General features: G+C 59.9%; 20 protein-coding genes and 1 pseudogene. 13 read left to right on the top strand and 8 right to left on the bottom strand.

Going from position 1 to position 18,805, the window contains the following annotated elements; genetic code table 11:
• Positions 1-3 precede the first annotated feature (3 nt).
• Together rfbC and RCCGE510_RS00995 are read right to left on the bottom strand one after the other, a co-directional pair.
• Positions 4-582 (bottom strand): dTDP-4-dehydrorhamnose 3,5-epimerase, encoded by a 579-nt coding sequence (rfbC, locus tag RCCGE510_RS01000; RefSeq protein ID WP_007626296.1) that lies wholly within the window; start codon positions 580-582, stop codon positions 4-6.
• Positions 572-2,583, bottom strand: a pseudogene (locus RCCGE510_RS00995) (glycosyltransferase family 1 protein). The gene rfbC and the pseudogene RCCGE510_RS00995 overlap by 11 nt, the downstream one beginning before the upstream one ends.
• 197 nt (positions 2,584-2,780) lie before the next feature.
• On the opposite strand from RCCGE510_RS00995, the gene RCCGE510_RS00990 reads away from it, so the two are divergent.
• The gene (locus RCCGE510_RS00990; protein ID WP_007626291.1) at positions 2,781-3,890 is read left to right on the top strand and encodes a DegT/DnrJ/EryC1/StrS family aminotransferase; all 1,110 of its coding nucleotides are present in this window, start codon (positions 2,781-2,783) and stop codon (positions 3,888-3,890) included.
• A 183-nt stretch (positions 3,891-4,073) separates the two neighbouring features.
• Here the strand turns inward: RCCGE510_RS00990 and RCCGE510_RS00985 are convergent, their stop codons facing one another.
• The 3 genes from RCCGE510_RS00985 to RCCGE510_RS00975 all read right to left on the bottom strand — a co-directional run bounded on the left by RCCGE510_RS00985 (position 4,074) and on the right by RCCGE510_RS00975 (position 5,640).
• Positions 4,074-4,589, bottom strand: coding sequence for a GNAT family N-acetyltransferase (locus tag RCCGE510_RS00985; protein WP_007626289.1), 516 nt, complete (start codon positions 4,587-4,589; stop codon positions 4,074-4,076).
• Between the two features lie 9 nt (positions 4,590-4,598).
• Positions 4,599-5,117 (bottom strand): cupin domain-containing protein, encoded by a 519-nt coding sequence (locus tag RCCGE510_RS00980; protein ID WP_007626287.1) that lies wholly within the window; start codon positions 5,115-5,117, stop codon positions 4,599-4,601.
• A gap of 163 nt (positions 5,118-5,280) precedes the next feature.
• Positions 5,281-5,640: a hypothetical protein gene (locus tag RCCGE510_RS00975; RefSeq protein WP_007626285.1), complete on the bottom strand. Its 360-nt coding sequence runs from the start codon at positions 5,638-5,640 to the stop codon at positions 5,281-5,283.
• A 133-nt stretch (positions 5,641-5,773) separates the two neighbouring features.
• Between RCCGE510_RS00975 and RCCGE510_RS34620 the strand changes: the two genes are divergently transcribed.
• The 4 genes from RCCGE510_RS34620 (at position 5,774) to RCCGE510_RS00960 (ending at position 9,266) form a co-directional block, all read left to right on the top strand.
• On the top strand, positions 5,774-5,983 hold the full coding sequence (locus RCCGE510_RS34620) for a hypothetical protein (protein WP_157179858.1): 210 nt from the start codon (positions 5,774-5,776) through the stop codon (positions 5,981-5,983).
• 3 nt (positions 5,984-5,986) lie between these two features.
• A complete protein-coding gene (ribH, locus tag RCCGE510_RS00970) occupies positions 5,987-6,442 on the top strand; it encodes a 6,7-dimethyl-8-ribityllumazine synthase (protein ID WP_007626283.1) in 456 nt (151 codons plus the stop codon).
• A 3-nt stretch (positions 6,443-6,445) separates the two neighbouring features.
• The gene (gene nusB, locus RCCGE510_RS00965) at positions 6,446-6,928 is read left to right on the top strand and encodes a transcription antitermination factor NusB (protein WP_007626281.1); all 483 of its coding nucleotides are present in this window, start codon (positions 6,446-6,448) and stop codon (positions 6,926-6,928) included.
• 199 nt (positions 6,929-7,127) lie between these two features.
• Positions 7,128-9,266 carry a sodium-translocating pyrophosphatase gene (locus RCCGE510_RS00960; RefSeq protein WP_037077433.1) on the top strand — a complete coding sequence of 713 codons (2,139 nt, stop codon included), beginning with the start codon at positions 7,128-7,130 and terminating at the stop codon, positions 9,264-9,266.
• Positions 9,267-9,394: 128 nt separating this feature from the next.
• Here RCCGE510_RS00960 and RCCGE510_RS00955 read toward each other — a convergent pair whose 3' ends face one another.
• The gene (locus tag RCCGE510_RS00955; protein ID WP_007626276.1) at positions 9,395-9,928 is read right to left on the bottom strand and encodes an outer membrane protein assembly factor BamE; all 534 of its coding nucleotides are present in this window, start codon (positions 9,926-9,928) and stop codon (positions 9,395-9,397) included.
• Positions 9,929-10,117: 189 nt separating this feature from the next.
• Between RCCGE510_RS00955 and RCCGE510_RS00950 the strand changes: the two genes are divergently transcribed.
• The 6 genes from RCCGE510_RS00950 (at position 10,118) to RCCGE510_RS00925 (ending at position 14,544) form a co-directional block, all read left to right on the top strand.
• Positions 10,118-10,708 carry a ubiquinol-cytochrome C chaperone family protein gene (locus tag RCCGE510_RS00950; RefSeq protein ID WP_081525663.1) on the top strand — a complete coding sequence of 197 codons (591 nt, stop codon included), beginning with the start codon at positions 10,118-10,120 and terminating at the stop codon, positions 10,706-10,708.
• 11 nt (positions 10,709-10,719) lie between these two features.
• Positions 10,720-11,274 (top strand): DUF177 domain-containing protein, encoded by a 555-nt coding sequence (locus RCCGE510_RS00945; protein WP_007626274.1) that lies wholly within the window; start codon positions 10,720-10,722, stop codon positions 11,272-11,274.
• 98 nt (positions 11,275-11,372) lie between these two features.
• On the top strand, positions 11,373-12,419 hold the full coding sequence (plsX, locus tag RCCGE510_RS00940) for a phosphate acyltransferase PlsX (protein WP_007626273.1): 1,047 nt from the start codon (positions 11,373-11,375) through the stop codon (positions 12,417-12,419).
• Positions 12,420-12,439: 20 nt separating this feature from the next.
• Positions 12,440-13,411 (top strand): beta-ketoacyl-ACP synthase III, encoded by a 972-nt coding sequence (locus RCCGE510_RS00935; protein WP_007626271.1) that lies wholly within the window; start codon positions 12,440-12,442, stop codon positions 13,409-13,411.
• A 105-nt stretch (positions 13,412-13,516) separates the two neighbouring features.
• Positions 13,517-13,855, top strand: a complete 339-nt coding sequence (locus RCCGE510_RS00930) for an integration host factor subunit alpha (protein ID WP_003574027.1) — start codon at positions 13,517-13,519, stop codon at positions 13,853-13,855.
• Between the two features lie 149 nt (positions 13,856-14,004).
• Entirely contained in the window at positions 14,005-14,544 is a 540-nt protein-coding gene (locus RCCGE510_RS00925; protein ID WP_037077431.1) for a MerR family transcriptional regulator, read from the top strand.
• Positions 14,545-14,701: 157 nt separating this feature from the next.
• Here RCCGE510_RS00925 and RCCGE510_RS00920 read toward each other — a convergent pair whose 3' ends face one another.
• Entirely contained in the window at positions 14,702-15,049 is a 348-nt protein-coding gene (locus RCCGE510_RS00920; RefSeq protein WP_007626268.1) for a response regulator, read from the bottom strand.
• A gap of 268 nt (positions 15,050-15,317) precedes the next feature.
• Between RCCGE510_RS00920 and RCCGE510_RS00915 the strand changes: the two genes are divergently transcribed.
• Positions 15,318-16,961 carry a response regulator gene (locus tag RCCGE510_RS00915; protein WP_007626267.1) on the top strand — a complete coding sequence of 548 codons (1,644 nt, stop codon included), beginning with the start codon at positions 15,318-15,320 and terminating at the stop codon, positions 16,959-16,961.
• Between the two features lie 151 nt (positions 16,962-17,112).
• Here the strand turns inward: RCCGE510_RS00915 and RCCGE510_RS00910 are convergent, their stop codons facing one another.
• The gene (locus tag RCCGE510_RS00910; RefSeq protein WP_007626266.1) at positions 17,113-17,427 is read right to left on the bottom strand and encodes a DUF1236 domain-containing protein; all 315 of its coding nucleotides are present in this window, start codon (positions 17,425-17,427) and stop codon (positions 17,113-17,115) included.
• A gap of 322 nt (positions 17,428-17,749) precedes the next feature.
• Between RCCGE510_RS00910 and bcsN the strand changes: the two genes are divergently transcribed.
• A complete protein-coding gene (gene bcsN, locus RCCGE510_RS00905) occupies positions 17,750-18,739 on the top strand; it encodes a cellulose biosynthesis protein BcsN (protein WP_007626265.1) in 990 nt (329 codons plus the stop codon).
• Positions 18,740-18,805: the final 66 nt, after the last annotated feature.

Here is an 18,805-nt window from a genome sequence, read left to right as displayed (position 1 = left end):
AAATCAATCCTGGGGTTGCTGTGCTGAATAGGAAAAATGACTTGGCAGATCGGCGAGCCGCGGCAGCGTCTTGTCTTTGTCGGACGATACCATGCCTCCCTCATCGAAAGGCCAGCGAATGCCGATCGCCGGATCGTTCCACGCGATGCCCCGATCATGTTGCGGGCTGTAGGGTGCGGTCACCTTGTAGCTGATGACGCTGTTCGGCTCAATCGTTGCGAATCCGTGTGCGAAACCGGCCGGTATCCAGAGCTGCTTGCCGGTGTCCGGCGAGAGCTCTTGAGAGAGCCATTTGCCGAAGCTCGGTGATCCCTTGCGGATATCGACGACCACATCCATGATCCGGCCGGCAAGGCACCGTACCAGCTTGCCCTGCGCGAACGGCGGGATCTGGAAATGCAGCCCCCGGACAGTGCCGGCCTGCGCCGAAAGCGACTCATTGTCCTGGATGAACGTGACGTCGGCCACATTTTCCCGGAACCAGGCATCCTTGAATACCTCGGAAAAGTAGCCGCGGTGATCGCCGAAGCGTGGCGGTGTGATTGCAACGATGCCCTCGATGGCCGCGGTCTCAATGCGCATGGCTTACCTTTTCTGCGGCCTTCATCAGGCGCCAGCCTTCATGACGCTCATCAGCATCTCCGCCTGCGAGCGGCTCCGCATGGCATCAAGGCCTGCCGCAGCAATGGCATCGCGCTCGTCGGCATCTGCGATCAGCTTGTAGCAGCGCTCGATCATGTCTTCATAGGGCTCAATCGCCAAGCCGCCGATGAAGGGCTGGAGGTCCGGATCGCGGCTGTCGCCTTCCGTCAGCACGCAGACGCGATTGGCGAGCAGATAGGAAATGCGCACGATCTCGAAGACGCCGCTCGCATAATGATGGATGTTGATGATGATCTTGGCGCGGGCAATCGCTGCATCGCGTTCCGCACCATAGATGTTGAACAGATGCGCGACCTTCAGTCCGCCGTCCTTTAGCGTCTTCAGGATATGGTGGCGGCGTTCGTTCATCGAGCCGTAGAAGAGCACGTCGATATCCTTGACGGGGGCGTGCTGAATCTGGCTCAGGCAACGGCTGTAACCGATCTCGAGCACACCGGCGTGATCAATCCCCTTGGCGGCGAGGTTTGCACGGTTGCGCGGGCTGTAGTCGAGCACCGGCATCGCTCTCAGGATCGACACATAGCGTGAATTGATCCAGGTGCTTTCTTCAGACACCTGCTCGAGGTTGATCAGAACGCTGTCCTTCGGCAGATGACCGAGGACTTCGGGGGCCAGAAGATTGCCGCCGTAGATGATCGGCGCGCGGTCGGCAAATGCGTTCATGTCGCGGACGATCAGGGCCGAGCCGCCGAGTTCCTCGAAGGCGCCCTGCAGGCCGAGCGCGACTTCGTCGAAGGCGTGGCTGTGATTGTAGTTTTCGGGAGTCACGATCCAGATGCAATGACGGTCCTTGTGTGCCTGCCATCCGCCGGCAAAGGGCTGCAATGCGCTGCGGAGCGGCTGCTCGATTTTCGGCGCAGCTGGTAGAGCGGGCCTTTCTGTCCATACCGGCTGCTGCGGTACCGGCGAGGCGCCTGAAGCCTGCGGAGCATAAGCGCGCATCAATTCGCGATCGCCGATAAATTGGCCGCGCGGCATCCAGCCGGGCGGATCATCAGCTCCCCAGATCAGATGCGGCTGCTTGATGAGCGGCTGGCGGCCTTGCTGCCATGAGTTCAGGAGAGCCTCGTCACGGCTCCGCAGAAAGGCTTCCTTGGCGGCGAAGAGGCCATGCAGCATTCGGCCCAGGCGGACGCCGAACTTCCATTCGAAATCGGTAAGGGTCGGCACGAAGGCGGCGATCTTCAATCCGGAGGCGGTAGCCTGCTGGACATAAAGCCCGAGCAGACGCTCGATCACGAAGGGGCGCATCTTGGCGTTGGCATCGCGTGAATAGTGAGCCGTGCCGGCATAGGCGGTGCCCGCCGCCGTGCCGGCGCGCGCTTGGTTTTCCAGCGATTCGAGAATGCGTTCGCAAAAGGCGAAATACCCGGACCAGAATTTCCGGTTGCCGCAGAAATAGTTGCAGAACATGAAGGCAGTCTTGTCCTGCGGCGGCGCGATCGGATAGCCGAGCTCCTGGATATGCAGAAAGATGGGCTCCATGCCGGGGTGACCGCCAAGCAGCGAATGTTCCCAGACGTTGCTGTAGATAGCCGCGTGGCCGATCAACGGATTGTAAAGATAGGCGTCCGCACCTTCCGCCCGGGCCTTTGCCGCTTCCGTGACAAAGGAGGGAAAGCTCGTCACCGACTTCATCTCGAATTTGCTCGAAAGCAGTCCCCAGAACACGTCGTCGCCGAGGCCGATCGCCTCGTGATGCTGATGCAGGGTGCGGAAGAGCTCATATTCGCGGGTCGTCGCCTGCGTATTGAACGAGATGTCGAACGGCATGGCCGCCGCGTCGAGCTGGCTGCGCTGCGACGGATCGAGATAAGGCTGATAGATAATGACGGATCCAGTGCCGGCAGCCTTCTCCGTGAGAAGCGCCAGATCAGGAAGGTCGGCCGGTAGAGCGGAAATGGGCTGATTGATCGTCAAGGTATCGTCCTTCGCGGATGGCTGCCGTCTTCGTGATTCACGAAATGGCATTCGGGCCGGTTTGGGCGTCGACTATTGGACGTGAAGCTTGCGCCACACTGTTGGCAAGAATTTCGCTGGTCAGCCTGGGAACAGATTAAGCCGTGATGTTCGCACCAGGCCCAACTGCGTGATAGTGCCCAACTCTGGACGGCGTCATGAAAAACGAAAAGATCTATGTAACGAAGCCCAGCCTGCCGCCGCTCGAGGAATTCATTCCTTCGCTGGAAGCGATCTGGAACAATCGCATCCTGACCAATGGCGGGCCATTCCACGAGCAACTGGAGCAGGAACTCTGCAACCATCTCGGCGTGAAGCACATCAGCCTCTTTTCAAACGCCACCGTTGCGCTGCTCACGGCGCTTCAGGCGCTCCGCGTCACGGGCGAAGTCATCACCACGCCCTATTCCTTCGTGGCCACTTCACATTCGCTTCTCTGGAACGGCTTGAAGCCCGTCTTCGTCGACATCGACCCGGTGACGCTCAATCTCGATCCAGCGAAAATCGAGGCGGCGATCACGCAGCAGACGACGGCGATCATGCCGGTGCATTGCTACGGCCACCCTTGCGACGTCGATGCGATCCAGAAGATCGCCGATCTCTACAATCTCAAGGTCATCTATGATGCCGCCCATGCCTTCGGCGTGGAAGACGAACGGGGAAGCGTTCTCAATCACGGCGACCTTTCCATCCTGAGCTTCCATGCGACGAAGGTTTTCAACACATTCGAAGGCGGGGCCATCATCTGCCCGGACGTCAAGACGAAGACCCGCATCGACCAGCTGAAGAACTTCGGTTACGTCGATGAAGTGACCGTGGTGGCGCCAGGCACCAACGGCAAGATGAGCGAGTTCAACGCTGCGCTCGGCCTGTTGCAGCTGAAATATATCAACTTCGCACTCGAAAGGCGTGAGCTCATCGACGCTGCATACCGCGAGCGGCTCCACGGCGTTGCGGGCATAGAATGCCTGGACCGTTCCCGCGAGACCGTCTCCAACTTCTCTTATTTCCCGATCCTCGTACGCCCTGGCTATCCCATTTCACGCGATGGGCTCTATGAGCTGCTGAAGGAAAACAGCATTCATCCGCGCCGCTATTTCTATCCGCTGATTTCAAGCTTCTCGATGTACCGCAGCCTGCCTTCCTCGCAGCCCTCGAATCTGCCGGTCGCAACCGAAGCCGCACTACAGGTGCTCTGCCTTCCCATCTATCCGGACATGGAGCTGGAGATCGTCGACAAGGTCTGCGCTCTGATCGAGTCGGCGTAAAAATAACGGTATTCCGACTGTCATTTCGTACCGCAGATCGAAAGTATCTGCGGTGTGAGATCGTGTACCAATAGGCCGGCTAGAGCATGATGCCGAAGAGTGTAAGCGGTTTTCGGGCGACATCCTGTTCTAGATCGCTTCATTTGTCAGCATGGTGCGCCACGCTGCCCCTTGACGGATTCCCTACCGCGAAAACTGAATGATCTCGCCGTTATACTGCGTGCGCGTGGTCTCGCGAAAACCGAGTTTGGTCGCCACCCTGAGCGAAGCCTGGTTCTCGGGACTGATAATACAGCTCATCGGTTTTCCGGGGAAATAACTCTCCGCCCAGCCGATCAGCGCGGTCAGCGCCTCGGTGGCATAACCGCGGCCATGCGCCGAGGGCATCAGCGCCCAGCCGATCTCCATCGTCCCCTCGATCGACGGCGTCATCTCCCGGCGCGATTCCATGAAGCCCGCTTCGCCGATGAACCGGCCGCTCGCCTTTTCGATGATTGCAAGGAAGCCGAAGCCCATATGGTGCCACATGCCGGCGAGGCGCAGCATGCGGCTCCAGCTCTGCTCGCGCGTCGACGGCACAGCGCTGATAAAACGAACGACGTCTTCGTCCGCCCATAGTGCTGCATGCGCCTCGAAATCGTCGAGGCGGTGAGGGCGGAGCGTCAGTCGCTCCGTTTCGAGGGTCGGAATGTCGGTCATATCGGTCTTTCAAGCGCCGGGTTCGCCGTCCCAATAGTCGAGATCGCCTTCCGGCCGTCCGATATAACGGAAGCGCCCGGGTTTGCAATCGTCGCTGATGGTCTTGGCCCTGTTCGTCTTGGCAAGAAACTTTCCGGAATCGGGATATTCGACGATCTCGGTCTTTGCCATCGTCGAAATGCCGAGATAGACGAGTGGTGCCGTGCCGGTGTTGATGATCTGGTGCGCCGTCTCCGGCCCACCGGCCGGCGCGCCGAGCACGTCGCCCGCCTTGATCGCATGGCGCTCGCCGCCGAAACGGTATTCGCCGGCGCCTGCGATCACATAAAAAAGCTCGTCTTCGACATGATGATTGTGAAATGGGCAGCCCGATTTGCCCGGCGGCACTTCGTTGTAGCTGACGCCGAGACCGGCCAAGCCGAGAAGCGTGCCGAACGAGGTATCGACGCTTTCATAGAGCTCGCCCTGTTTCCAATGGTCGAGCTTGAGATCGGCGGTATTGATCACCACCTTCGATTCCCTAGTCATGATGTCCTCCTGTTGCAGGGAGAGAAGCCATCATCGCAGCGAAAAATTCAATGCCTATCTGGGCCTATCTGGCCTATCTGGGAAATCCCCGGCATGGGCGGAGAGGAGACCGCCGCCCATGCTTTGCGCGCCGCGCACCGATGGGACGCGATGCGCTGAACCGTCAGCGGACGTAGAAGGTCAAGCTTCCGTCGGCTGCCTGTTCGGCATTGACGATGTTGCGGACATCGACGCCTTCATTGTTAAGTCGATGGGCAAGCGACCTGTTGGCGTCGATCGAGGCCTGGATGCCGTGAACGGCCTGGCCGGAACGTTCCGGCGCTGAGCGCGGACCGGTGGTTTCGTCGTCGAGGTTGCGCCAGTTACGGACTTGCTCGACGTTGAAATCATTGCCGTGGAAGGTCCTGAGTGTCTGCTCGATACCCTGGGCGGTGTTCATCCCAAGGCTTTCGGCCCGGCTGACGCCGGCAAATGCGAGGGAGGAGAGGGCGGCGGCGATGGTGATGGTGACAACGCGGTTCATGGTAGTATCCTTTTCATCTGCTTTGACGGTCGACTGTCGTTGCAGGGGATCGTCTGCATCACGACATGGAATTGGCGTTGTCCCCTTCGCGATTCAATGGGTTAACTCACTGAAAATCCATTAAGAATTGTTCATGAACACGGCCTTTGAAATGCCGTTTTCCAGGCATCCGGAAAAGCTGGTTTCAACGGCTTGCCCAGCTATGCAGGCATGGCGCGGCTATCCCTTTGCTGATATTTCAATTTTGGCGTTGCGGCATCGGGCGAAATTGCTTGCCATTCCGGCAAAGGCATGTTTTGACCGCGGCCTGCCGAGTGGAAAACGACCCACAAAACGAAGGTGAACCATGCCGAGAGACACCGCTACCCATATTTTGATCGTTGAAGCCCGCTTTTACGACGACATGGCCGATGCCCTGCTCGAGGGCGCCACCTTCGCATTGGAGCAGGCCGGCGCGACCTTCGAGGTCGTCACGGTTCCCGGCGCACTGGAAATTCCAGCGGCGATTGCCATGTCGCTCGATGGAGACGACAATGGTGGAACGCATTATGACGGCTATGTCGCGCTTGGCATGGTCATCCGCGGCGAGACCTATCACTTCGATATCGTGTCGAATGAATCCTCGCGCGCTTTGATGGATCTGACGGTTAGCGAGTCCCTTGCCATCGGCAATGGCATTCTGACCGTCGAAAACGACGAACAGGCATGGGCGCGCGCGCGCCGCTCGGATAAAGACAAGGGCGGATTTGCCGCTCGCGCAGCTCTGACCATGATCGAGCTGAAGCAGAAACTGGGTGCATAACGAATGAACGACGACAAGACGGAACGGCCGGTCAAGACTGCAAATCAGCGGGGCGCTGCCCGCCTTGCTGCCGTTCAGGCGCTTTACCAGATGGATGTCGGCGGCACCGGCGTCCTGGAAATCGTCGCCGAATACGAGGCGCACCGTCTCGGCCAGGAAATCGACGGCGCGACCTATCTGAAGGCCGATGCCGGCTGGTTCCGTTCGATCGTCTCCGGCGTCGTGCGCGATCAGACCCGTCTTGATCCGCTGATTGCTGCAGCCCTGCAGGATGATTGGGCGTTGTCGCGCCTCGACAGCACCGTGCGCGCCATCCTGCGCGCCGGCGTCTTCGAGATCACCGACCGCAAGGACGTTCCGGTGGCGGTCATCGTCACCGAATATGTCGAGATCGCCCAGGCCTTCTTCGATGACGACGAGCCGAAGCTCGTCAACGCCGTGCTCGACCGCATCGCAAAGCAGGTCCGCGGCGAGGCGAAGAAATAACCCGTTAGCCGCCAAACAATCTCCCGCGTCTTTCTTTGAACTGCAACGGTTTTTCGCCTGTTGCGGTCTTGACGCCACGTGATCGACCAAGCAATCTCCGCACCGCTTAGCTGTGGCATTTCTGTGGAGAGGAAAGGCGATTCGGCGGCGTTTTTGCCGGAGAAGGAGTGATCTCCGGCCTATGGGAGGAAAGAGCGAAATGACCATTCTTTTATGCGTAATTGCATGCGGTCTGCTCTCGGTGGTCTATGCCGCCTGGGCAACCCGGTCGGTGCTTGCCGCCGATCAGGGCAACAGCCGTATGCAGGAGATCGCGGGCTATATCCGCGAAGGCGCTCAAGCCTATCTGACGCGCCAATACAGAACCATTGCCCTTGTTGGCGTTGTCGTTTTCATCGCAGCCTGGCTGCTTCTTTCCGCTGCGGCCGCCATCGGCTTCCTGATCGGCGCTGTGCTTTCCGGGGCTGCCGGCTTCATCGGCATGCACGTCTCCGTCCGCGCCAATGTGCGCACCGCCCAGGCCGCTTCCGCGAGCCTTTCGGCCGGCCTTGACATCGCCTTCAAGTCGGGTGCGATCACCGGCATGCTGGTGGCTGGCCTCGCACTGCTCGGCGTCTCCATCTACTATACCATTTTGACCTTCGGCCTCGGCCATGAGAGCGGCTCGCGCGAAGTCGTCGATGCGCTGGTGGCGCTCGGCTTCGGAGCTTCGTTGATCTCGATCTTCGCCCGTCTCGGTGGCGGCATCTTCACCAAGGGCGCCGATGTCGGCGGCGACCTCGTCGGCAAGGTGGAAGCCGGCATTCCCGAAGACGATCCGCGCAACCCGGCAACGATTGCCGATAACGTCGGCGACAACGTCGGCGACTGCGCCGGCATGGCCGCCGACCTTTTCGAGACCTATGCGGTTTCCGTCGTCGCCACCATGGTCCTCGCTTCGATCTTCTTTGCCGGAGCGCCGATCCTCCAGTCTGCGATGATCTATCCGCTGGCGATCTGCGGTGCTTGCATCATCACCTCGATCATCGGCACCTTCTTCGTCAAGCTCGGCTCGAACGGCTCGATCATGGGCGCTCTTTACAAGGGTCTCATCGTCACCGGCCTGCTGTCGATCGTCGGTCTCGGCGCCGCCACCTCGCTGACGGTCGGCTGGGGCTCGCTCGGCACGGTCGGCGGTGTCGACATTTCAGGCGCGCACCTCTTCTTCTGCGGCATCGTCGGCCTCGTCGTCACCGCGTTGATCGTGGTGATCACCGAGTATTATACCGGCACCGGCAAGCGTCCTGTCGTCTCTATCGCCCAGGCCTCGGTCACCGGTCACGGCACCAATGTCATCCAGGGCCTGGCAGTCTCGCTGGAATCGACGGCACTGCCGGCGATTGTCATCGTTGGCGGCATTCTCGCCACCTACCAGCTCGGCGGCCTTTTCGGCACCGGCATTGCGGTCACCGCGATGCTGGGCATTGCCGGGATGATCGTCGCCCTCGACGCGTTCGGACCGGTGACGGACAATGCCGGCGGTATCGCCGAAATGGCGCATCTGCCGCCGGAAGTGCGCAAATCCACGGATGCGCTCGATGCTGTCGGCAATACGACCAAAGCCGTCACTAAGGGTTACGCCATCGGTTCCGCCGGTCTCGGCGCACTGGTTCTCTTCGCAGCCTACTCCTACGACCTCAAATATTTTGCGGCGAATGGCGACAAGTTCCCTTATTTCGCCGGCATAGGCGAAATTTCCTTCGATCTTTCCAACCCCTATGTGGTGGCGGGATTGATCTTCGGCGGTCTCGTTCCCTACCTCTTCGGCGGCATCGCAATGACCGCCGTCGGCCGTGCGGCCGGCGCGATCGTCGAGGAAGTCCGCCGTCAGTTCAAGGAAAAGCCGGGCATCATGCAGGGCACGGAAAAGCCGGATTACGGCAGGGCCGTCGACCTTCTGACCAAGGCCGCCATCCGCGAGATGATCGTGCCGTCGCTGTTGCCGGTGCTGGCGCCGATCGTCGTCTATTTCGGCGTTCTTCTGATCTCCGGCTCCAAGGCCTCGGCCTTTGCTGCGCTCGGCGCATCGCTGCTTGGCGTCATTATCAACGGCCTCTTCGTTGCCATCTCGATGACATCGGGCGGCGGCGCCTGGGACAATGCCAAGAAGAGCTTCGAGGATGGTTTCGTCGACAAGGACGGCGTGCGTCACATGAAGGGCTCGGATGCGCACAAGGCCTCGGTCACTGGCGATACCGTCGGCGATCCCTACAAGGATACCGCCGGCCCGGCCGTCAACCCGGCGATCAAGATCACCAACATCGTCGCGCTGCTGCTGCTCGCCGTTCTCGCCGGTTGAGCCATCACGCCCAGGCACCGCGGTTCTCCGCGGCGCCTGCCACGTGGAAACACGCTGTAACACCTTGAATATGCAGTAAAAAACCCGCCGGAGCTGCTCCGGCGGGTTTTCGTATCAGGCGTATTCGATCAGCGCAGGCTGCTTGGGTTCTGCGGCGTGCCGCCGGCGCCGCCGCCGAACAAGCTGCGGGCCGCGCTCGCGGCGCTGCCGCCGGAGAGCATCTGCTGCAGGAAGGTGAGTTCCTTGCCGCCGGTCGGCGTGACGCGTCCGATCGTGTCGAACACCTTGCCGTCCTGCAGGGCATAGTTGGCGCGGCGGCTGACGACGCCGTCCTTGTCGAAATAGACCGCCAGAACGCTCTGATCGACGACCTTCAGCTTCTGGAAGGCGACCGCACGCGTGCGGCGCTGCGAAATGTAATAGAAGACTTCGCCGTCGAAGGTTGCCGTCGTCGACGGGGTGCCGAGCGAAAGCAGCACCTGCTCGCGGCTCGAGCCTTCCGGAACGAGGTTCAGCGACTGCTGATCGGCGACGTATCCGCCATTGAGCACGGTGCTGGTCTGGCAACCGGAAAGAGCGGTGGTGGAGGCGATTATGAAGGCAATGGCCGCACTGCTGAAGAATTTCACGTCAGACTTGAAATACCGTTTCTTCAACGACATCTACTCCCTTGAGTATCGATAGCAGCCATTTTGGGCCTTGCACGCTTTACCTCCTGCAAAACCATTGTGGCCATTCCGGGTCAAATGTCCCGAATTCGCTTCGGCTGACGCATCGAAGGCATCGTCCCGAAACTGGCCACGATCGGCATTGCAATTCGCGCCTGCTTCGGTAAACCAGCTTTCGAAATCATGCAACAAGGCCAGAGGCCAGCCGGCGTGAAGAATGAGGCATTTCCGGAAAAAACAATGATCTTCGGGCTCTTCCGTAGGAAAAACAACAATCAGGCAATCGTCGACAGGCAATATGCGACGCTGACGGCGGCCGCGCGCATGCCTGAGATTTATCAGTGGCTCAATGTGCCGGACACGGTCATGGGCCGTTTCGAGATGCTGTCGATCGCGATGATTCTGTTTTTTCGTCGCACGCGTGCTTCAGCCACCAGCGGCCAGGAGATCGCCCAGGAGATCGTCGACGCTTTCTTCCAGGATATCGACTATTCGATCCGCGAACTCGGTATCGGCGACAACAGCGTGCCGAAGCGCATGAAGAAGCTCGCCGGCATGTTTTATGGCCGCCTCGAAGCCTATTCGAAGGCGATGGACACAGGCAATGCCGAGGCGCTCGCTGTCGCACTCACGCGCAATATATATCCGGAAAGCTCGGCGCCGGCCGATATGTCCGGCCTCGCCGGGTGGATGATCGCCGCGGAAGCACATTTGTCCGCCGTTGCCGAAGAGGAGATCGCCACCGGTTCAGCAACGCTCCCACCGGTCGCTTGAAGGAGGAAACGATGAAGAACAATCGGGACGATGTTCCCTTCTCCTATCACGTCAAGGTCGGCCATATCTCGGCCAACCCCGTCGAAGTCCACGTCGAAGCAGACGCCAACGAACTGAAGGCGCTTGCCGAGACCTGGAACATCGTCTCGGTCGACAATCTCAGCGCCGATCTGCAGATTGCCCGCTGGAAGCGCGACGGCGTGCGCATCAAGGGCCGTGTGAAGGCCAAGCTCGTCCAGTCCTGCGTCGTAACGCTTGAACCGGTCGAATCCGCCCTCGACGAGAGCTTCGATCAGATCTTCGTGCCGGAGGGCTCCAAGCTTGCCCGCCAGGCCGGTAATGACGCCGGCGAGATGTTGCTCGATCCGGACGGCCCTGATCTGCCCGAGACCTTTGTCGGCGATACGATCGATGCCGGCGAGGTGGTTGCCGAATTCGCAGCTCTGGCGATCGATCCCTATCCGCGCAAGAAGGACGTCGAATTCGACGGCCATATCGAGGATAGCGGCGAGGACGACAAAAAGCCCTCGGCTTTCGCTGCCCTCAAGGATTGGAAAAAGGACTGAAGCGTCTCTGGCATTTGACATAATTCAGTTGTAAGCGACGCCAAAACCGGTATTTTGGCCGAAATTTCGCCCTCGGCGAAAAGAAGGATCAGGGACGCGTGATCAGAATATCTCTCGACCTCATGGGTGGCGACTTTGGTCCCCAGGTTGTCATCCCCGGCGCCGCCAAGGCGTTGGATCGGCATCCGGATATTTCCTTCGTTTTCTACGGTCTCAAGGAACAATGCGATCCGGTTCTCGCCAAGTTTCCGAAGCTTAAGGAAAAGTCGCTTTTTCACGATTGCGAGCTTGCCGTCAGCATGGAGGAGAAGCCGAGCCAGGCGCTGCGCCGCGGCCGCTATATCTCCACCATGTGGCGCTCGATCGAGGCGGTGAAGACGGGGGAGGCCGATGTTGCGGTCTCAGCCGGCAATACCGGGGCGCTGATGGCGATGGCGAAGTTCTGTCTGCGCACCATGGCCAATATCGAGCGCCCGGCGATTGCCGCAATCTGGCCGACGCTTAAAGGTGAGAGCATCGTGCTCGATGTCGGTGCGACGATCGGCGCCGATGCCCAGCAGTTGATGGATTTTGCCCTGATGGGCGGCGCCATGGCGCGTGCGCTCTTCGAGGTCGAACGTCCGACGGTCGGCCTTCTGAACGTCGGCGTCGAGGAGATGAAAGGCCAGGAAGAGGTCAAGGAAGCCGGTCGGCTGCTGCGCGAGGCGAACATCGATTCGCTTGAATATTCCGGCTTCGTCGAGGGCAACGACCTTGGCAAGGGCACGGTCGACGTCGTCGTCACCGAAGGGTTTTCCGGCAATATCGCTTTGAAGACCGCCGAAGGCACCGCCAAGCAGATCGGTGAATATCTGCGTGCCGCCATGTCGCGCACGCTGCTCGCCCGCATTGGCTACCTCTTCGCCAAAAGCGCCTTCGACATGCTCCGCGAGAAGCTCGATCCGAGCAAGGTCAATGGCGGCGTGTTTCTCGGCCTGAACGGCATAGTCATCAAGAGCCATGGCGGGGCGAATGCCGAAGGCATCGCAGCCGCCATCGAAGTCGGCTACGACATGGCCAAGAACGGCCTCAATCAGAAAATAGAAAACGATCTTAAGAAATATCATGCCAAGCGGCTGCCCCCCATGGGCCCGGAAGCTGCATGAGCAATGGGGTTCAATCGACGATGATCCGTTCAGTGGTTCGCGGGTTCGGAGCCGCACTTCCGAAGCGCGTGATGACCAATGGTGACATGGAGGCGATCGTCGACACATCCGACGAATGGATCGTCCAGCGTACCGGCATCCGGCAGCGTTATCTCGCCGGCGATGACGAGACGACTGCGTCGCTCGGTGAGGCCGCGGCGCGTGCAGCCCTTGCCAATGGCGGCCTGACGCCGGATGATATCGATCTCATCATCTGTGCCACCTCGACGCCGGATAACACCTTTCCGGCAACCTCGGTCAACATCCAGAACCGCCTCGGCATGAGCCACGGCTTCGCCTTCGACGTCCAGGCGGTCTGCACCGGTTTCGTCTATGCGGTCACCACAGCGGATGCTTATATCCGCGGCGGGCTGGCAAAGCGTGTTCTCGTCATCGGCGCCGAAACCTTTTCGCGCATTCTCGACTGGAACGACCGCACCACCTGCGTGCTGTTCGGCGACGGTGCCGGCGCGATCGTGCTCGAAGCGACCGAGGGCGAGGGCACTATTGCCGATCGCGGCGTGCTGACCGCGCATCTGCGCTCGGACGGCTCGCACAAGGAAAAGCTGTATGTCGATGGCGGACCTTCGACGACGGGCACCGTCGGCAAGCTGCGCATGGAAGGCCGCGAGGTCTTCAAATATGCCGTCGGCATGATCACCGATGTCATTCAGGCGGCTTTCGATTCGACCGGAACGACCGCCGAGGACCTCGACTGGCTGGTGCCGCACCAGGCCAATCGGCGCATCATCGACGGTTCGGCCAAGAAGCTGAATATCGATGCGGCGAAGGTCGTCATCACGGTCGATCTGCACGGCAATACCTCGGCGGCCTCGATCCCGCTCGCACTTGCGACCGCTGCCGGCGACGGCCGCATCAAGAAGGGCGACCTGGTGATGCTCGAGGCGATGGGCGGCGGCTTCACTTGGGGTGCCGTTCTGCTGCGCTGGTAGGCATGAATCCTAAAAAACTGGCGGCGAACAAGAGCTTGACCGTAAGGCGCAAGACAAATACTCTTCATGCGATTTCACAAAATATTTGTAGTGGGCGGGGAAACCATGACCGGAAAAACAGTGACGCGAGCAGACCTGGCGGAATCCGTTTTCCGAAAGGTCGGGCTTTCCCGGACCGAATCTGCGGAACTTGTGGAAACTGTCATCGACGAAGTTTGCAACGCCATCGTGCGTGGTGAAACCGTCAAGCTTTCCTCCTTCGCCACCTTCCAGGTGCGCGACAAGAACGAGCGGATCGGCCGCAACCCGAAGACTGGCGAGGAGGTTCCGATTTCCCCGCGTCGGGTGATGACCTTCAAGGCGTCGAACGTGCTGAAGACGCGCATCCTCAAGGCGCATGTGTCTCGCAAGGTCAAGCTGAAGCCGCAGAATCCGGCCTCCTGATCATCTGCTTCCCGTTTTAAAACAGCATTTTTTCTCTCCGCACTGTCCTGCGTTGTGCGCAACGTCGACACATGACTTGAATTGTCGGCGCCAAACCGTTGAAATATGATGAGTCGCCGTAGGATCGAGCCGCGAGGTCGCGTAGCAGTATGACGTTGGACAAGAGCCCCGATGCCTTTCGCACCATCAGCGAAGTCGCAGACGATCTTGATCTGCCGCAGCATGTGCTGCGCTTCTGGGAGACGCGTTTTCCCCAGATAAAGCCGATGAAGCGCGGCGGTGGCCGTCGTTACTACCGGCCCGAGGATGTGGATCTCCTCAAGGGCATCCGGCATTTGCTCTATGATCATGGCTATACGATCAAGGGCGTGCAGAAGCTTTTGAAGACCAACGGCAACAAGTTCGTCATTTCAGTCGGCCACGGCGATCTCGCCAGCGTCGAGGCGCTTGCGTCGGGCGTGCAGGAGGCGAGTGCCGGCGAACCGCGCGTCGGCATGGCCGACGAAGACCAGATTGTCGGCCGCGCCAAGGCGCCGATTACCCGTCGGTTCTTCAATTTTGTGGCGGGCGACGACGAGCAGGAAGTCTCGATCGGCAAATCGAGCATCGGCAAGGAAGACAGGGCATTGCTGCAGGAGGCGCTTTACGACCTGCTGGAATGCAAGCGCCTGCTCGATCAGGTACGCTGACCAGAAAAGAACTTTCTGTTTTTATGCATGTCTTTATCCCGGACTACCGCCCACGGGCGACATGCATTCGAGCATGTCTCCGCGGTTTTGCGATAAGACATGCGCAAAAACAACGACCTAAAGCGTGATAAGCGAATCTGAAAGATCGCGACACGCTTCAGGCTTCGGTAAGCCGCTTCATCGCCTGTTCGAGTTCGCTGAGCTGGAAGGGTTTTTGCAGCACGGGCAATGTGCTTGGGCTGCTGCCAGCAGGGGCGGTGCCATACCCCGTCGCGTAGACATAGGGTTTGCCGCGTTCGTCGAGCAGTTTTGCAACCGGCAGCGAACTCTGCCCCGCGAGCGAGACATCGAGAATTGCAGCGTCGAACTCCGTCTCCCTGGCTGTTGCCAGCGCCCGTTCCAGATCGGGCGCGCTGGCGCAAACCCGGTAGCCGAGATCGGCGAGCATATCCTCAAGCAGCATGGCAATCAGCGCGTCGTCTTCGACGATAAATATGTCTTTCATGTTCCCATCCACCCATTCCCCTTGCTGGGCATGGAAATATGTGGACCCCTTGCACGGCTCGTCAAGGTGTCATGCCCGGCAGTGCGAGAAACAACATATTGCCGGGTGAAATTCGATGTGTAAAAGCTGGGATGCCGTTTGCGCAACGGCTCCTGCATAATTCCTTAAATCCGAATCGATTCAAAGATAAAATCATGCAGAAAATGAAAGAGTTAGAGCCTCCGTTGCGCATCTGAGTGACGCGCGGCGCTGTAAGAAGGGATCTGGAATGGATTTGCTGAGTGCCACGGATTGGCTGCGTCATAGGCCGGGTTATACATATCCGCTGGCCGTTGCCTTCGTTGGCCTGACGTTTCTTCTGAGGCTTGTCGCCAGCGACTATCTCTCTGGCTTCCCCTTCTTGAGCTTCCTCCCGGCGATATTGCTGGCGAGTTTCATCGGCGGTGCCGGGCCGGGCTTCGTCGCGGCCATTCTCGCCGCTTTCATCGTCCAGCAGTTTTTCGTCGAACCGCACGATATCTTCTGGCCGGTCAGCGCCGGCCAATGGGTCGGTCTCTCAACCTATCTCGTCAATGCGGCGATCATCGTCGGCCTGATGGAGATGATCATCGTCGCGCATGGCCGGCAGAGCCACCTCCGCAGTGAACTCAACAGTTTCAACACACGCCTCGAACACACGGTGGTCCAGCGTACCGCCGAACTCAGGCACGAGATGGAAGAGAACGCCGCCGCTCAGGCGCAGGTGCGTCAGTTGCAGAAGATGGAGACGATCGGTCAACTGACAGGCGGGGTCGCCCATGATTTTAACAACATGCTGGCGATCATCATCGGCAATCTCGATCTCGCCCAGCGGCGTTTGACCGGACATGAGGATCCCCGCCTGCTGAATTCCATCCAGAATGCCAAAGATGGCGCCCAGAGGGCGGCGGTACTGACGGCGCGGCTTCTTGCGTTCTCGCGCCAGCAGCCGCTCGCCCCTGAAGTAATCGACCTCAACAAGCTGGTGGGCGGCATGTCGGAACTGCTGCGGCGTACACTCGGCGAGCAGATCCGGATCGAGACCGTGCTTGCCGGCGGCCTCTGGCCGAGTTTTGCCGATCTGAGTCAGCTTGAGAACGCTATCCTGAACCTTGCCGTCAACGGTCGCGACGCCATGCCTGGCGGCGGACATCTGACGATCGAGACCGCCAATACCGAACTCGACGAGCGATATTCCCGCATGCATTCGGAGGTCGAGGCTGGCCAATATGTGATGATCAGCATGACCGACACCGGGACTGGCATGTCGCCTGATGTGATCGAGCGGGCATTCGACCCGTTCTACACCACCAAGGGACCCGGCAAGGGCACCGGTCTCGGCCTCAGTCAGGTTTACGGCTATATCAAGCAGAGCGGCGGCCACATCAAGATCTATTCGGAGATAGACAGGGGCACGACGGTGAAGATCTATCTTCCGCGTCATGTCGGGGCGACTGACGCGCGGTTGAGTGCGGCCGGCGCCCAGCCTATCCCCCAGGGCAGCGTCAACGATACGATCCTGGTGGTGGAGGATGATGAGAACGTCCGCACCATGACCGCGGAAAGCCTGCATGAACTCGGTTACACCGTGTTGCAGGCGGCAAGCGGGATGGAAGCGCTTCTAGTTCTGGAAGAAAATCGGGAAGTCGATCTGGTTTTTACCGATATCGTCATGCCGCAAATGACCGGACGCCAGCTCGCCGATATCGTGCAGGAAAAATGGCCGGCGATTCGCATCCTCTACACGACGGGCTATACCCGCAATGCCATCGTCCACAACGGGGTGCTCGATCACGGCGTCTCCCTGCTCGCCAAGCCATTCAGCCTCGAGCAACTCGCCCACAAGATCCGCGAACTCTTGAATGCGCCGGCAAGGGAAGACGGTCGGACGTGAGGCCGTTAGAGCATGATGCCGAAGAGTGAGAGCGGTTTCTCATGACGTCATGCTCTAACTCTTCGATTTGGAACAGGATATGGATTTTAGGCCGATCAGGCCTAAAATCATCTTGTTCTCGGCGGCCGCCCGTCCACTATTTCCAGATCGTTTATTCGAGGACCTGGATCACGCGGTGCGTCTTCGGCTCGACGATGACGCGCCGCTCATTGACGACGGTATAGCCGTAGCCGTCCATATCCGGCACGGTGTGTACCTCGACGGTATCGGGCAGCGTCGCGCCGACGGCGATATCGCCTTCATAGACGACGGATGGCGTGTTTTGCTCCATCACATAGGTGCGCACCTCGCCGGGCAACACGACGGAGCCGGTCGGGGCGGGATCGGTGACGATGACGGTGCTCTGCGCGAAGGCGGCGGAGCTGATGGTCAGCATGGCGGCCGCGGCCAGCATGATCTTGCGCATGGGATGTTCTCCTTGTTCAACCTGAGACATCAACGCAACGCCGGCCATGCGGCATAGTTCCCGTCCGGCCCTCGCCAGTGCGTAAGACAGAATCTCGGCAATTCAGTTGTTGCTAAATCAATTTATGCACCATACGGTTGAGCTGTTCGAATCACGTTCAGCGCGAGTTCGTTCTGTGGCACCGGCGGCGGGTTCTTTACTCTTCGTTAACCATGTTGGCGATTTATACCCTGTGAACGGCCGGTTGGTCGTTGATTCGAAGGTCCGTCGCGTTTCGGTTTGCGAATGGATATCTGGAAAGACGATTGCGGCGGCTCGAGACATGCGTTTGTGGAAGACGATATCGCTGGTGGCTGTGACGGGCATAATGGCCGGCTGCACGTCGACGGGCGGTGTGCGCCAGCCCTCTGGACCGGAGACCGTGGCGCCTGAAAAGGCGCTGGTCCTGCCGCCGCCGGGCGGCCCATCGATCGTCAGCGTCGTCGAGCGCAAGCGTGGCAACGGCGTCGAGCAGACGATCTCGCTGTTTACCTCATCCTCCGTGCCTGGGCAGAACTTCCTGAAGGTCCAGTTTTTCGGCGCTTCCGGGGTCAACCCGGGCACCGGCAATGCCGGCTTCAGCATGATCAACGAGAGCGGCATCAGCCGCGAGGTGGCCCGCTCGGCCCCCGGCGTGCCGATGGCGACGTCGGCGACCTTCCTGCAGAACGCCTATGGCCCATTCGGTTATGCCTCCGGCAGCAGCCGCAGCGGCGACAGTTGCATCTATGCCTGGCAGCAGATCCGCTCGAGCGCGGCCGCCAATACCCAGGCCCGCAATTTTGGCATGATCCAGCTGCGCCTCCGTCTCTGCGATGCCAACGCCAGTGAACGCCAGCTGCTCGGCATCGTCTACGGCTACACCATCTCAGGCACGTTCGACGGGGTGATCTGGAATCCTTACGGCAATCCACCGCCGGCCGATGTTGCGCTCGGACGCACCGGCGCGCCGATTTATCCCGACGAGGGCGGCTATCGCGCCAGCCCGATGCCGATCGGCTACGAACCGGCGCCTGCCATTGTCAGCCGGCCGCGTGCAGGTCCGGCCCGCAGAGCTTCCGCCCCGCAACCGGTACAGGGTGCGGCACCGGTGCCTGCGCCCATCGGCCCGCGCGTGCCGCTGCCCGGCGATGCGCCGCAGGCGGGCATAACGCCGGATGCGGCAGCCGCGCCGGTCGAACAAGCTGGACAATCTGTAAGGGCGATCGGCGTCACCGTGCCTTCGCCCGATTGCATAGGCGACGCGGCCATGACGGCCGCCTGCCGGAGATAGATCATGATGCCGAAAAGTGTGAGCGGTTTTCGGACGACATCATGCTCTAACGTTTTAATTTAGAAC

The sequence above is a fragment of the Rhizobium sp. CCGE 510 genome (assembly GCF_000292525.1).
In the GTDB taxonomy this organism is placed as follows: Bacteria; Pseudomonadota; Alphaproteobacteria; order Rhizobiales; family Rhizobiaceae; genus Rhizobium.
Note: the sequence above shows the minus strand (reverse complement) of the source record. Positions and strands in the feature narration are given on the sequence as shown.

Coding starts and splice junctions, on each gene's coding strand:
- bcsN (WP_007626265.1), top strand. CDS start 17,750: ATGCGTTTGTGGAAGACGATATCGCTGGTGGCTGTGACGGGCATAATG.
- RCCGE510_RS00935 (WP_007626271.1), top strand. CDS start 12,440: ATGATCCGTTCAGTGGTTCGCGGGTTCGGAGCCGCACTTCCGAAGCGC.
- RCCGE510_RS00920 (WP_007626268.1), bottom strand. CDS start 15,049: ATGAAAGACATATTTATCGTCGAAGACGACGCGCTGATTGCCATGCTG.
- RCCGE510_RS00945 (WP_007626274.1), top strand. CDS start 10,720: ATGAAGAACAATCGGGACGATGTTCCCTTCTCCTATCACGTCAAGGTC.
- RCCGE510_RS00980 (WP_007626287.1), bottom strand. CDS start 5,117: ATGACTAGGGAATCGAAGGTGGTGATCAATACCGCCGATCTCAAGCTC.
- nusB (WP_007626281.1), top strand. CDS start 6,446: ATGAACGACGACAAGACGGAACGGCCGGTCAAGACTGCAAATCAGCGG.
- RCCGE510_RS00930 (WP_003574027.1), top strand. CDS start 13,517: ATGACCGGAAAAACAGTGACGCGAGCAGACCTGGCGGAATCCGTTTTC.
- RCCGE510_RS00990 (WP_007626291.1), top strand. CDS start 2,781: ATGAAAAACGAAAAGATCTATGTAACGAAGCCCAGCCTGCCGCCGCTC.
- RCCGE510_RS00955 (WP_007626276.1), bottom strand. CDS start 9,928: ATGTCGTTGAAGAAACGGTATTTCAAGTCTGACGTGAAATTCTTCAGC.
- ribH (WP_007626283.1), top strand. CDS start 5,987: ATGCCGAGAGACACCGCTACCCATATTTTGATCGTTGAAGCCCGCTTT.
- RCCGE510_RS00985 (WP_007626289.1), bottom strand. CDS start 4,589: ATGACCGACATTCCGACCCTCGAAACGGAGCGACTGACGCTCCGCCCT.
- RCCGE510_RS00975 (WP_007626285.1), bottom strand. CDS start 5,640: ATGAACCGCGTTGTCACCATCACCATCGCCGCCGCCCTCTCCTCCCTC.
- RCCGE510_RS00925 (WP_037077431.1), top strand. CDS start 14,005: ATGACGTTGGACAAGAGCCCCGATGCCTTTCGCACCATCAGCGAAGTC.
- RCCGE510_RS00960 (WP_037077433.1), top strand. CDS start 7,128: ATGACCATTCTTTTATGCGTAATTGCATGCGGTCTGCTCTCGGTGGTC.
- rfbC (WP_007626296.1), bottom strand. CDS start 582: ATGCGCATTGAGACCGCGGCCATCGAGGGCATCGTTGCAATCACACCG.
- RCCGE510_RS00915 (WP_007626267.1), top strand. CDS start 15,318: ATGGATTTGCTGAGTGCCACGGATTGGCTGCGTCATAGGCCGGGTTAT.
- RCCGE510_RS00910 (WP_007626266.1), bottom strand. CDS start 17,427: ATGCGCAAGATCATGCTGGCCGCGGCCGCCATGCTGACCATCAGCTCC.
- RCCGE510_RS00950 (WP_081525663.1), top strand. CDS start 10,118: ATGCAACAAGGCCAGAGGCCAGCCGGCGTGAAGAATGAGGCATTTCCG.
- RCCGE510_RS34620 (WP_157179858.1), top strand. CDS start 5,774: ATGAACACGGCCTTTGAAATGCCGTTTTCCAGGCATCCGGAAAAGCTG.